12 protein-coding genes are annotated in these 12,715 nt (G+C 62.8%); 8 read left to right on the top strand and 4 right to left on the bottom strand.

All coding sequences use genetic code 11. The features are described 5' to 3' along the window. Positions 1-14: 14 nt before the first annotated feature. On the bottom strand, positions 15-776 hold the full coding sequence (locus WBA38_RS06555; protein WP_424322330.1) for an SGNH/GDSL hydrolase family protein: 762 nt from the start codon (positions 774-776) through the stop codon (positions 15-17). Between the two features lie 70 nt (positions 777-846). Between WBA38_RS06555 and WBA38_RS06550 the strand changes: the two genes are divergently transcribed. Continuing rightward, positions 847-1,032, top strand: a complete 186-nt coding sequence (locus WBA38_RS06550; protein ID WP_424296462.1) for a hypothetical protein — start codon at positions 847-849, stop codon at positions 1,030-1,032. A 61-nt stretch (positions 1,033-1,093) separates the two neighbouring features. Next, a complete protein-coding gene (locus WBA38_RS06545) occupies positions 1,094-2,443 on the top strand; it encodes a DNA polymerase IV (protein WP_424296466.1) in 1,350 nt (449 codons plus the stop codon). A 1-nt stretch (position 2,444) separates the two neighbouring features. On the opposite strand, the gene WBA38_RS06540 is transcribed toward WBA38_RS06545, so the two are convergent. Next, complete coding sequence (locus WBA38_RS06540; RefSeq protein WP_424322329.1) at positions 2,445-3,383, bottom strand: asparaginase; 939 nt, start codon at positions 3,381-3,383, stop codon at positions 2,445-2,447. Between the two features lie 190 nt (positions 3,384-3,573). Here WBA38_RS06540 and WBA38_RS06535 point away from each other — a divergent pair, with 190 nt between their 5' ends. Further along, complete coding sequence (locus WBA38_RS06535; protein WP_424294383.1) at positions 3,574-4,152, top strand: hypothetical protein; 579 nt, start codon at positions 3,574-3,576, stop codon at positions 4,150-4,152. Positions 4,153-4,190: 38 nt separating this feature from the next. On the opposite strand, the gene WBA38_RS06530 is transcribed toward WBA38_RS06535, so the two are convergent. Then, positions 4,191-5,198, bottom strand: a complete 1,008-nt coding sequence (locus WBA38_RS06530) for a hypothetical protein (protein WP_424322328.1) — start codon at positions 5,196-5,198, stop codon at positions 4,191-4,193. 93 nt (positions 5,199-5,291) lie between these two features. Between WBA38_RS06530 and lspA the strand changes: the two genes are divergently transcribed. The 5 genes from lspA (at position 5,292) to ilvA (ending at position 12,268) form a co-directional block, all read left to right on the top strand. After that, positions 5,292-5,912 carry a signal peptidase II gene (lspA, locus tag WBA38_RS06525; RefSeq protein WP_424294385.1) on the top strand — a complete coding sequence of 207 codons (621 nt, stop codon included), beginning with the start codon at positions 5,292-5,294 and terminating at the stop codon, positions 5,910-5,912. Further along, positions 5,905-6,831 (top strand): RluA family pseudouridine synthase, encoded by a 927-nt coding sequence (locus WBA38_RS06520; protein WP_424294386.1) that lies wholly within the window; start codon positions 5,905-5,907, stop codon positions 6,829-6,831. The genes lspA and WBA38_RS06520 overlap by 8 nt, the downstream gene beginning before the upstream one ends. A 196-nt stretch (positions 6,832-7,027) precedes the next feature. After that, complete coding sequence (gene dnaE / locus WBA38_RS06515; protein ID WP_424294387.1) at positions 7,028-10,564, top strand: DNA polymerase III subunit alpha; 3,537 nt, start codon at positions 7,028-7,030, stop codon at positions 10,562-10,564. A gap of 83 nt (positions 10,565-10,647) precedes the next feature. Next, positions 10,648-10,929 (top strand): hypothetical protein, encoded by a 282-nt coding sequence (locus WBA38_RS06510; RefSeq protein WP_424322327.1) that lies wholly within the window; start codon positions 10,648-10,650, stop codon positions 10,927-10,929. After that, a complete protein-coding gene (gene ilvA / locus WBA38_RS06505; RefSeq protein ID WP_424294389.1) occupies positions 10,886-12,268 on the top strand; it encodes a threonine ammonia-lyase IlvA in 1,383 nt (460 codons plus the stop codon). Before WBA38_RS06510 ends, ilvA begins: the two co-directional genes overlap by 44 nt. A gap of 27 nt (positions 12,269-12,295) precedes the next feature. Here ilvA and WBA38_RS06500 read toward each other — a convergent pair whose 3' ends face one another. After that, a complete protein-coding gene (locus tag WBA38_RS06500; RefSeq protein WP_424294390.1) occupies positions 12,296-12,706 on the bottom strand; it encodes a VOC family protein in 411 nt (136 codons plus the stop codon). Positions 12,707-12,715: the final 9 nt, after the last annotated feature.

The raw sequence follows: 12,715 nt of genomic DNA, 5'->3' as shown, positions 1-12,715 counted from the left end.
CATCATGCGGGAAGTCAGGGCAGGGGGGTGGGGGTCGGGTACCTCGGGGCGAGGCCGTCACCGCTTGAGGTTCCCCGCAGTCGGCGGCCGAGCCACGGCGCAGCGAAACCGCTCGCCCAGGCAAGGTTGTCTGACAACTGCTCGACGGTCGACGGGGTTGTTGGGGCAGGCAACTCCATAGGCGTGAGGGCATGGTCAATGCCGAGTGCCTCAAGTACGGCGATCGCCATCCGCTGATGACCGATCGACGACATATGCAGTCGGTCGAAGGCCCACAGCCGCCGATCCCGGTAATCGGGGATGCGCCAGAAGTCGACGATCGTCGCGCCGTGCCGATCGGCGATACCGCGCACCCCCTCGTTGTAGATCGCAAACCGGCCGCGCAAGGCACTGAACAACGGCCAGTCACCCGGATCGTGCGCGGTAAACATCACGACGGTCGCACCCGACTGCGTCAACCGAGCGATCGCGGCGTCATACTCGTCCAGCAACGCATCAAGGTCGACGCTCAGCCGCAAAATATCGTTGGCGCCGGCATAGATCGAAACGAGATCTGGTCGCAAAGCAATCGCGGCGTCGATCTGCTCAGCGACGATTGGGCCGAGCTTGCGACCGCGAATGGCCAAATTCGCATACTCGGACGCGGGATCGAGGCGGCTAAGTTCGGCAGCGACGCGGTCGGCCCAACCGCGAACTCCGTTTGGTAGCTCCGGGGCCGGATCGCCAACACCTTCGGTAAACGAGTCGCCCAGGGCGACAAAGCGCTGAAAACTCACGCGCTCCAGGCTACCGGCAACACGGGCACAGGGACGTCGCCGTGCAGTGGACTGGCGATAGAATTGATCCATGGACGTCGATGACCTCGAAAAACTTCAGCGCTGGGAAGACAACGGTGCTCAGTGGGACGTCATTTCTCTCCGCAGCGACTCGGCCGTCATCGCACTATTGCGCTGCGATGCTGGCGAAGAAGTCGAACGCTTCACGACCACTGATCCCCGCGTTCTCGATCGGTGCCGACACAAACGTGGCTAATTCGGCGAGCGGTCGCGATGCGGCGAGCGGGACCGATTCCGAGCGGAGCGCCCGCTGGGTGATGCACATCGACATGGATGCCTTCTTCGCATCGGTGGAGCAACTGACTCGCCCAACGCTCGCGGGCCGACCGGTTCTGGTAGGCGGGGCAGGGGGGCGTGGCGTCGTCGCGGGTGCCAGCTACGAATCACGCGTCTACGGTGCGCGGTCGGCGATGCCCATGCATCAGGCCCGACGCCTGGTGGGCGGAACCGCGGTGGTCGTGCCACCGCGCGGCGGCGTGTACTCCGTGGTGTCCCAGCGCGTCTTCGGGATCTTGCGAACGTTCATCCCCATCATCGAAACCCTCTCGTTCGATGAGGCCTTCGGCGAACCAACCGAACTGGCCGGGGCGAGTGCGGCGGAGGCAGCAGATTTTGCCGAGCGAGTCCGGACGGTAATCCGAGAACAGACCGGGCTGCCCGCATCGGTGGGTTTCGGGTCGGGCAAACAGATCGCCAAGATCGCCTCAGGAATGGCGAAACCCGATGGGGTGAAAGTGATTTCGCCGTCTGTTGAGCTCGGTTTTCTGCAGGGACTGCCGGTGCGGAAGCTGTGGGGAGTTGGCCCGGTGACCGGGGATCGGTTGGCCCGACTGGGAATTGAAACAATTGGGCAACTGGCGGCGCTCGCCGAAGCCGAAGTGACATCGGTTCTCGGTGCGACGGTGGGGCCCGCGCTGCACCGACTGGCCCGCGGGATCGACGAGCGTCCGGTGACAGAACGTGCCGAGAGTAAGCAAATCAGTGCCGAGACGACCTTCGCCGTCGACATTGTCGATATGGCCAACCTTCGTTCCGCAGTCGCCGGTGCCGCGGCGCATGCCCATCGACGTCTGCTCAATGACGGTCGTGGGGCGCGAACCGTCGTGGTGAAACTGCGGCGGTCGGACATGTCGATTCTGACCCGATCGATCACACTGCCTGCCGCGACCACCGAGCTAGAGACGCTGACTGCGGCGGCATACCGGGTGACGCTGGACCCACTCGTCGTCGGCCCGATACGGCTCGTCGGGGTTGGCTACTCGGGGCTGTCGACCACCCAGCAGGAGTCGCTGTTTCCCGAACTCGACGAGGAACCAGAACCAATTGACGGTCTCGACGAGACAGCGCCGATGGCCGACGCCGACGCGTCGCCAGAACCGGCAAAGCTTCAGCAATGGCCAACGGGGACAGATGTTTTCCATCCCGACCACGGTCACGGGTGGGTGCAGGGCGGCGGCCACGGATTCGTCACTGTCCGATTTGAAACACGTGCCACCGGCCCGGGCCGGGCACATACCTTTCGACTTCCGGAGCCCACGCTGGTCCGGGCTGACCCACTGGACAGCCTCGCCTGGGATCTAACAGGCGAAGAATCTCCGGAGCCGTAGTTCAGGCTGGCGCGGAGGCGTCGAAGAAGGCCTTTACGGCCTCGCCGCTGGCACCTGCCGAGAGCAAGGCGATCAGCGCCATGCGTGCCTGCGGTGCGCGCAGCCACGGGGAAAACACCGCCCCGGCCCGCGCGAGGTCGACGCCACCGCCACCACCGCCGTATGTCGGCTGGACCTCGCCATAGGGCACGCGTGTCGATACCACCACCGGCACCGAGCGGTTAACCGCGAGGTTCACCTCGGCCGTGATGTCCGGGTGAGTATTGCCCGATCCGGTGGCCGACAGCACGATCCCGGCGGCCCGTTGTGCGACTGCAGAGGCGATGGTGCCGGGAGAGACTCCGGGATACAGGGCCAGTAGATCTACACGTGCAGGATGGCCCTCCGGTAGTACATCAGAGACCAGTGGTCGCGGCAGGTTGGTATGGACGGTGTCGAATGCGATGAGGTCGGTGGTGGAGGTCTTAAATGCGCCGCGGGCACCTAACACGCGGCCCCCAAGCGCGACCAGAACACCGCGGCCACGCGAATCAGCATCGGCGGCCAGCGCGACGGCCGCGGCAATGTTGGCCGGCCCGTCGGAGAGACGGTGATCAGCGGGGAACTGGGCGCCGGTGAACACGACAGGCCGCGGGTCAGCGGCATAAACGTCGGCGAGAAAAGCAGTCTCTTCTAAAGTGTCAGTCCCGTGCGTCACCACCACTCCGGTCACGGCAGGATCGTTCAGTGCCTCGGCGATAGCTGCGACGATCGTGAACTGATCGCGGACCGTCATCGCCGATGAGTCTTTCACCATCAGTTCCATGGGCTGCACCACCACGTCACCGGCAACGTCCGGCAGCAGGTCCGCAGCATGCAAAACGGGGACCGCGCCGTCGTCGGTGGTGCGGGAAGCGGCGGTGCCGCCAGTGGTGATCATCACGACTTGACGAGTACTCATGGGGGCAATTCTTCCATCCCGCACCGAATAATGTGCGCAGGTCGCTTGGTGCTGACGAGACACATGAGACAACGCTGAGAGAGTCTGAGAGCAAGTTAGGTAACTGCGCACATCGCCGGGACTTTGGCATAGTGGTTTGAGTTCGGGCCTTGGGGCCCGCTTAGTACTAACCAATGTGAGGACATTTTCGGTGAAGATTCGTAAATTCGTGACCGGTGCCGTAATCGCCGGAGCTGTTGCGGCGACCGCGGCATGTGGCGGTAACGATGCAGTGACGCCTCCGGTTCCGACTGCAACCTCGAGCAGTGCGGCCGCGACAACCGCGGCGACCGGCACCGAGGCCGAGCTGACGAACCCGAAGAAGGTGCCCAGCGTTGCGGCGCTGAACGACATGCTGCAGGAAGCGCTCGATCCGTCGATCAAGCCGGCAGACAAGGTGCAGCTCGTCGAGGGTGCCGAGGTTGACCCCGACCTGTTCAAGGAACTGGTGAAGGCCAAGAAGGACAACCCGGACGTTACCTACCAGATCAAGCGTCCGGTCCAGAAGGCTGGCCCCAACCGGGCCAAGGTGAAGGTTGAGATCAAGCTTCCCAACAACCCGCCAACCAAGATCGACGCGTCCATCGTGTTCGACGACGGTCGCTGGAAGTTGTCGAAGCAGACCGTCTGCCCGCTGCTAAGCCAGGCCGACGTGAAGTCGCCACTTTGTGCGGAGACCGGCTCGAGCACCAAGAAGAAGGCTCCGAGCACCAGCAAGTCAGCGGGATAACCCGCCGCTGAAGACTCTTCACCCTCGCCGGGTGGGCGCTATTTTGTCGCCTTCCAGGTGAGGGTGAACTCGTTCTGCTGCAGGATTGGCCGGTTGGCGTCATCGCCGACCAACTCGCGGCCCCCCTTGACAGCGAGACTTCCGGCGACCGGGAAGCGTTTCGTCAAGTCGACGGTCAGCGTGCCCGAGCCACTCATCGAGAACCGGGAAATGTGCAGTTTGTCGTCCGAGCCGGGGATCGAGAAGATCGAGTTCACCGGGGTCTCGTCGATTTTCACATCGAGGGTTACCACGTTGCCGTCGCGGCGAGCCAGCGTCACGTTCATCGTTTGGGTGACGGTCGCCGCTGCCGATACCGTACGGACCGACGTCCACGTGGCACCAGCCCCAACAGGCGAGGTTGGCAACGGAACCGAATAGTTCAGTGCCTCCAGTAGGGACTGTTCAAGCGCGCTGCGCGCTGGCGACTGCGATCCATCGGTTGGCTTCAACCGCAGGCGGGTCGGCACCATGCCGTCCGTGTACGACAGTCCGCCCGTCGAACCGTCGAGCTCGGGGAGTAGTTCACTGAGCTCAAGGTCCTTACTGGTCGGGGAACCGATGGAGAATTCCAGGCTCGACGGATCGTCGCAGACCGTGCGGGCGGTAATCGGTGTCGCCAACTGCTGCTGCGTCCGCTGCACCTGGTTGGCGTCGGACCCACGGTCGGTCGGCGCGATGCTCGCCTCCAACGACGACGTTGTCAACGTCACCTTCTGCGGGGCTGTGGTTGCCGGTACGACTGCCAGTTCTTGCGCGGGACCGGTCCCCGGCGACACGAGCTTCACTTCGGGTGTCGACAGCGAAATGGGGCGGGCACCGTCGGTCCGACTGGCGGCGGTTGGCGCGCAGGGGCCGTCGTCTGCGGTGTCGTCCGAGGAACAGGCGGTAATGCCACCCGCAATAACGAGGGCGGCGGCCGTCACCCCGAAGGCTCGCCGTACCGATTTCGGTGTGTACGCAGTTGCCGAAGACGGCCGGTGCACGAAGACTGACGCGTTGCTCACGAAAGCCACAGTAGTGGGTCCGTTTGCGCGTCAGAGAGGTCCCCGCGCCGGGCGAGTTCGGCGTTGGCGGCCTCAGCGTGGACAATTGACGATATGAGTGAACCCGAGGCGCCGCGCGTCGAAGCGTCGAAGCGTCGGGGCGGGGTCGCGTTGATCCCCGTCCTGATTGGTGTGGCTGTTGCTGCTTACCTGATCGATGTGCTGAGCAAGGTGCTGGTCGTTGCCACGATGGAGCCGTATCAGACGGTGTCGGTGATCGGTGACTTCCTTACGTTTCGACTCATCCGCAACAGCGGCGCGGCCTTCTCGATGGCCACGGGCTATACCTGGGTGTTGACGTTTGTTGCGCTGGCGATTGTGGTGGTGATTGCCCGCTATGCCAAGCGGCTCGGCTCCCTCGGCTGGGTAATCGGACTCGGATTGGTCCTGGGCGGTGCGCTCGGCAACCTGACCGACCGCATGCTGCGCGATCCGGGACCGCTTCGCGGCCACGTCGTCGACTTCATTCAGGTCGGCAGTTGGTGGCCGACGTTCAACATGGCAGACTCCGCTGTCGTCTGCGGCGCGATCCTGCTGGTGGTCCTGACACTTCTCGGCTACGACTACGACGGCAGTCGTACCGGCTGGGCGGCACGAAACGATCCCGACGACGCCGAGACCGGCTCCGAGGCAGACACCACTTCCGCAAACAATGATGGAGATGCGAATGCGTGATTCACGGGCAATGCCGGTTCCCGACGGGCTGCAGGGGATGCGCGTCGACGCCGGAGTGGCCCGGGTGCTCGGCCTTTCGCGCACGGTGGCCGCGAATCTGGCAGACGCCGGTGACATCTTCGTCGACGGCGTCGCCGTCGGTAAGTCGCACAAACTCGTGGCAGGCACCTGGCTCGACGTGACGTTGCCCGCACCCGAGCAACCGCTCACGGTGGAGCCGACTCCCGTCGAAGACCTCAAAGTCCTCTATCAAGACGATGACATCATTGTCGTCGACAAGCCGGCCGGGGTTGCCGCGCATCCGTCGCTGGGGTGGACGGGTCCAACGGTGAACGGGGCACTTGCGGCTGCCGGGTTCCGCATCTCCACGTCGGGCGCACACGAGCGTCAGGGCATTGTCCACCGGCTCGACGCTGGCACTTCGGGCGTGATGGTCGTGGCGGCTTCCGAACACGCTTACACGCTGCTGAAGCGGGCATTCAAGGAGCGCACTGTCGACAAGCGGTATCACGCTTTGGTGCAGGGGCATTTGGATCCGCTCTCGGGCACGATTGATGCCGACATTGGGCGACACCCCGGCGGGGAGTGGCGGTTTGCGGTGACAGCAAATGGGCGTCCGTCGATTACGCACTACGACACCATTGAAATGTTTGCTGCGGCCTCGTTGCTCGACGTGCACCTGGAGACCGGGCGCACGCACCAGATTCGTGTGCACTTCTCCGCGATGCATCACCCATGCTGTGGGGACCCGACGTACGGTGCGAACCCGAAGTTGGCGGCACGGCTCGGACTGATTCGTCAGTGGCTACATGCGCGGAAGTTGGGTTTCGCTCACCCCGCCGATGGTCGTTACGTTGAGTTCGAAGCCGACTATCCCGAAGACTTGCAGCACGCTTTGGACGTCTTGCGCGAATCGTAGGCCAGGGCCGACAGTTGGGCCCGTCCTGCCTCATCTGTCACAGGTCAGCGCGCCGGGGAGATCTTGTCAGAGGTCTTCTCTAAAGTGGAGGCACCGCAGGCGGATCGCGGTCGCGGGATGAAAATCATGGCGATCGCAGTTCCATTGCAGGACAAGGTTTCTGTTATCGGTGTTTGTTTTGTAGAGGAGTTGCTGCGTGTCCGGGTCGTTCGTTCATCTTCACAACCACACCGAATATTCGATGCTCGACGGTGCGGCGAAGATGTCGCCGCTGTTCGACGAAGCCGAGCGACTGGGAATGACCGCCATCGGCATGACCGACCACGGCAACATGTTCGGTGCTAGCGAGTTCTACAACACCGCAAAAAAGCACGGCGTCAAACCGATCATCGGCATCGAGGCTTACGTTGCCCCCGACTCCCGTTTCAACACCAAGCGCGTGCTGTGGGGTACGCGAGATCAAAAATCCGACGACGTGTCCGGTTCCGGTGCGTACACGCACATGACGATGGTCGCCGAGAATGCCACCGGGCTGCGCAACCTCTTCAAGTTGTCCTCACTGGCGTCCACCGAAGGTCAACTCGGTAAATGGCCGCGGATGGACGCCGAGATCATCGCCCAGCACGCCGAAGGCATCATCGCGACGACGGGTTGCCCGTCCGGCGAGATCCAGACCCGTCTGCGACTGGGCCACGATGCCGAAGCATTTGAGGCCGCAGGTAAATGGCAGGAGATCTTCGGCAAGGAGAACTTCTACCTGGAACTGATGGAGCACGGCCTGGAGATTGAGCGCCGCGTCCGCACCGGCCTGCTCGACATCGGCAACAAACTGGGCATTAAACCCCTGGTGACCAACGACTGCCACTACGTCACCCGCGGGCACGCCGAGGCCCACGAAGCACTGCTGTGCCTGCAAACCGGCAAAACGCTATCCGACCCAACTCGCTTCAAGTTCGACGGCGACGGCTACTACCTCAAGTCCGCCGAGGAGATGCGTGCCCTCTGGGACGACGTCGTTCCCGGCGGCTGCGACAACACGCTCGAAATTGGCGAGCGCGTGCAGTCTTACGAGGACGTCTACAGCCACCACGACCGCATGCCGATCTTCCCGGTTCCCGAGGGTTACACCCAGGAGACATGGCTGGCCAGGGAAGTCATGGCCGGACTGGATCGTCGATTCGACGGTCGCCCCACCGACGAATACATCGCCCGTGCCGAGTACGAACTCCGCGTCATCAACCAGATGGGGTTCCCCGCCTACTTCCTCGTCGTCGGCGACCTCATCGCCCACGCCCTTGAAGTCGGCATCCGCGTCGGCCCCGGACGAGGTAGCGCCGCCGGTTCGTTGGTCGCATACGCGATGGGCATCACCAACATCGACCCCATCCCGCACGGTCTGCTGTTTGAGCGGTTCCTGAACCCTGAGCGCGTATCGATGCCCGATATCGATATCGACTTCGACGACCGTCGTCGTGGCGAAATGATCACCTATGCCTCCAAGAAGTGGGGACACGACAAGGTCGCGCAGGTCATCACGTTCGGCACCATTAAGACGAAGGCAGCGATTAAGGACTCCGCCCGCGTCCAGTTCGGTCAGCCGGGCTTCGCTATCGCCGACCGCATCACCAAGGCGCTGCCTCCGCCCATCATGGCCAAGGACATCCCGGTGTGGGGCATCACCGACCCGAAACACGAGCGGTACTCGGAGGCAACCGAGGTCCGCACGCTCATCGAGACCGACCCTGACGTCAAGCGAATCTATGACACCGCGCTCGGCCTTGAGGGGCTGGTTCGCAACGCAGGTGTGCACGCCTGCGCGGTCATCATGTCGAGCGAGCCGCTGACCGACGCAATCCCGGTATGGAAGCGCCCACAGGACGGTGCCATCATCACCGGCTGGGATTACCCATCATGTGAGGCCATCGGCCTGCTGAAGATGGACTTCCTGGGCTTGCGCAACCTCACCGTCATCGGTGACGCCCTTGAGAACATCAAGGCCAACCGCGGGATCGACATCGATCTCGACAAGCTCCCACTGGAAGACACAGCGACCTACGAGTTGCTGGCGCGCGGTGACACCCTGGGCGTGTTCCAACTCGACGGTGCCGCCATGCGTGAGCTGCTGAAAATGATGCAGCCCACCGGCTTTGAGGACATCGTCGCAGTGTTGGCGCTGTACCGGCCCGGTCCCATGGGGGTGAACGCGCACACCGACTACGCCAAGCGGAAGAACGGTCTGCAGGACGTCAAGCCGATCCATCCTGAGCTCGAAGAGCCGCTGAAGGAAATCCTCTCCGAGACGTACGGCCTGATCGTCTACCAGGAGCAGATCATGCAGATCGCTCAGAAGGTGGCCGGTTACTCGCTTGGTCAGGCCGACCTGTTGCGTCGCGCCATGGGTAAGAAGAAGAAGGAAATCCTCGACGAGGCCTACGGCGGGTTCGCCGAAGGCATGAAGAACAACGGCTTCTCACAGGAAGCGATTACGGCGCTGTGGGACACGGTCCTTCCGTTCGCCGGCTACGCGTTCAACAAGTCGCACGCCGCCGGATACGGCCTGGTGTCGTTCTGGACCGCTTACCTCAAGGCGAACTACCCTGCCGAGTACATGGCGGGCCTGCTGACGTCGGTCGGCGACGATAAAGACAAGGCCGCGATCTATCTGGCGGATTGCCGCAAGATGGGCATCACCGTGTTGCCGCCGGACGTTAACGCCTCACGCGCGGACTTTGCGGCCGTCGGCGAAGACATTCGCTTTGGCTTGGCCGCGATCCGCAATGTCGGATCAGGCGTCGTCGCGTCGATTATCGCTTCCCGCGAGGAGAAGGGGGCGTTCGCGAACTTCTCCGACTACCTCGGCAAGGTCGACGTACAAGCGTGCAGCAAGAAGGTCACCGAGTCGCTGATCAAGGCTGGCGGTTTCGACTCGCTCGGCCACGACCGCAAGGGCCTGTTCTTGGTCCACGCTGATGCGATCGACGCTGTCCTGTCGACAAAGAAGGCCGAAGCGATCGGACAGTTCGATCTGTTCGGCGGTGCCGGGGGAGGAGACGACGCAACGGCCGACGTCTTTGCCGTCAAGGTCCCCGAAGACGAATGGGAACTGAAGCACAAGCTCGCTCTGGAACGCGACATGCTGGGCTTGTATGTGTCGGGCCATCCGCTGGCTGGCGTGGCACATGCCCTTTCCGCGCAAACTGATACGTCGATCACCACGTTGCTGGAAGGCACGGTGCCAGATGGTGCGCAGATCACGATCGGCGGCATCATTTCCTCGGTGACCCGACGGGTCAACAAGAAGGGCGAGCCGTGGGCCGCCGTGACGCTGGAAGACATGGTTGGTGGCGTGGAGGTGTACTTCTTCCCCCGCGCGTACGTGGCGTACGGCATGGACCTCGTCGCGGACAATATCGTGCTGGTTCGGGCTCGTGTCAATAAGCGTGACGATTCGACAATGATCAGCGCCAACGACCTCGCCGTGCCGGACCTCTCGGCGGCAGGGACCACGAAGCCGTTGAACCTGACCTTGACGGCACGAGTCTGCACGCCGGACCGCGTCGGTGCTCTTAAGCAGATCCTGGAACGTCACCCTGGCACGTCCGACGTCCATGTGACGCTGGTCAGCGAGCGCAAGCAAACCCAGTTGCGCCTCACCGACTCCCTCCGCGTTGCACCAACGTCAGCGCTGATGGGCGACCTTAAGGCGCTCCTTGGTCCGGGCTGCCTGACCTGACCGACCGTCTCGATCCAACCAACCCGCGCATCAGGTTTCGGTGAGCCGAAACTTTGTTTGACGGCTCGCGTACACTCGGAGTCATGGCAACACTGATTCAGCTGATTCCGGAGGCCTCACGCGTGCGCACCTTGGCATCGGTGTCGGTGTTCGGTGTTCCATGGCCGATCCATAAGCTTGCGGCGGTCGTCGTGGGCTTCGTCGCGGCAGGTCTTGCGTTCTGGTTCACCGGGTCTGGCAACGCTGCCATGTGGGCTAGTGCGGCGGCAGTCGTTGTTGTCTGGTGGGGTGGCTACCGCATCGGTGGGTCGCGGTGGGACGATGGAGAACGTGACTTCATCGCCGAACATCGTTCCCACTGTTGAACTCGGTCTAACTCCGGACAGCATTAGGGATGCGGCAAGTCGGTTGGACGGCGTCGTCCGCCGCACACCGCTCGAACCCTGCCCCCGATTGAGCGCGGAAGCCGGGGCCAAGATCTTCCTTAAGCGTGAAGACTTGCAGACCGTGCGGTCGTACAAGATTCGCGGCGCCTACAACGTGATGGCGCAGTTGAGTGAGTCCGAACTCGCCGCTGGCGTGGTCGCTGCTAGCGCCGGTAACCACGCACAGGGTGTGGCTTATGCCTGCGCTCGAATGAAGGTGAATGGTCGGATTTACGTTCCGACCACCACTCCTAAACAGAAGCGTGACCGAATCCACTGGCATGGCAAGGGATTTGTTGAACTGATTGCCGTCGGTGACACCTACGATGCCGCAGCTTCCGCCGCGCAAAGTGATGTGCTTCGGACCGGTGCCACATGGATCCACGCCTTTGATGACCCGCGCACCGCTGCGGGGCAGGGAACTATCGCGAAGGAAATCGTCGAGCAGTTGGGGTCCGACCCCGACGTCGTGGTGCTTCCGGTCGGTGGCGGCGGGTGCATGGCAGGCATCCTCACCTACCTGCGCGACGTCTGCCCCGACGTCGCCATCATCGGTGTGGAACCGCACGGTGCGGTTTCGTTGTCCGCGGCGCTTGTACACGGTGAGCCATACACGCTGACGACGGTTGATCCGTTTGTCGATGGCGCTGCGGTGAAGCGAATCGGTGCGCTGGGACACGACGTGATGGCCGACGCCGGCGCTCGCGTAGTGACGCACCCAATCCTTTCAGAGATCACCGACGATCCGCAGGTCGCGGTAATCGACAAGGCCGACATTGACTTTGCGCCCGGCAGTGTCACGATCACGTCGGTCAGCGAAGGTGCGATCTGCTCCACCATGTTGGAGCTCTATCAGAACGAAGGAATCGTCGCCGAACCTGCCGGCGCGCTGGCCGTCACTGCGGTCCAGGAGCTCGACCTACCCAAGGACGCGAAGGTCGTCGCGCTAATTTCCGGTGGCAACAACGACATTTCGCGCTACGGGGAAATCATTGAGCGGTCGCTGGTCCATCGTGGACTCAAGCACTATTTCTTGGTGAACTTTCCGCAAGAGCCAGGTGCATTGCGTCGTTTCCTCGACGAGGTGCTTGGCCCCGACGACGACATCACCCTCTTCGAATACGTCAAGCGGAACAACCGAGAAACCGGTGCGGCGCTCGTCGGTATCGAACTCGGCGACCGGAATGGCCTAGAAGGGCTCCAAGATCGGATGAAACGCTCGCGCCTCGACGTTGAACTGCTTGAGCCGGATACCCCGGCTTACCGCTACCTCACGTAGCGCCGGGGTACCGTGCTCGAGGCGGGATCAGGACTTCTGGTTGATTCGAATCAGATTGCCCGAGGGGTCGCGGACCGCGCAGTCGCGGACACCGTAGTCCTGGTCGGTGGGCTCCTGCACGATGTCGGCGTCGGCGGCAGCGAGGGTGTCGAACAGGGCTTCCAGGTTGTCAGACGACAGAGTCAGCGCACCGTACGAACCCTTGGCCATCAGATCCAAGACGGTCTGCCGCTCATCATCGGTGATGCCGGGATCGACGGCTGGCGGATGTAGGACGATCGAAACCTCAGGCTGACCGACAGGTCCCACCGTGAGCCACCGCATGTCCTGGTAGCCGACGTCCTTTCGGACCTCGAATCCGAGCGTGTCTCGGTAGAAGCCCAAGGCCGCATCGGCGTTGGTGTGTGGAAGGAACGCGTACGTAATCTCAATGTTCATGGTTTCGAC

Source organism: Gordonia sp. (in: high G+C Gram-positive bacteria), from assembly GCF_049647785.1.
GTDB lineage: Bacteria > Actinomycetota > Actinomycetes > Mycobacteriales > Mycobacteriaceae > Gordonia.
The sequence above is the reverse complement of the archived record's forward strand: the minus strand, read 5'-3'. Positions and strand labels throughout refer to the sequence as shown.

What these genes read in the sequence shown, in the direction of transcription:
- WBA38_RS06540 (WP_424322329.1), bottom strand. Translation starts at nt 3,383, where the DNA reads ATGAGTACTCGTCAAGTCGTGATGATCACCACTGGCGGCACCGCCGCT.
- WBA38_RS06510 (WP_424322327.1), top strand. Translation starts at nt 10,648, where the DNA reads ATGGCAACACTGATTCAGCTGATTCCGGAGGCCTCACGCGTGCGCACC.
- WBA38_RS06545 (WP_424296466.1), top strand. Translation starts at nt 1,094, where the DNA reads ATGCACATCGACATGGATGCCTTCTTCGCATCGGTGGAGCAACTGACT.
- WBA38_RS06520 (WP_424294386.1), top strand. Translation starts at nt 5,905, where the DNA reads ATGCGTGATTCACGGGCAATGCCGGTTCCCGACGGGCTGCAGGGGATG.
- WBA38_RS06550 (WP_424296462.1), top strand. Translation starts at nt 847, where the DNA reads ATGGACGTCGATGACCTCGAAAAACTTCAGCGCTGGGAAGACAACGGT.
- lspA (WP_424294385.1), top strand. Translation starts at nt 5,292, where the DNA reads ATGAGTGAACCCGAGGCGCCGCGCGTCGAAGCGTCGAAGCGTCGGGGC.
- WBA38_RS06500 (WP_424294390.1), bottom strand. Translation starts at nt 12,706, where the DNA reads ATGAACATTGAGATTACGTACGCGTTCCTTCCACACACCAACGCCGAT.
- ilvA (WP_424294389.1), top strand. Translation starts at nt 10,886, where the DNA reads ATGGAGAACGTGACTTCATCGCCGAACATCGTTCCCACTGTTGAACTC.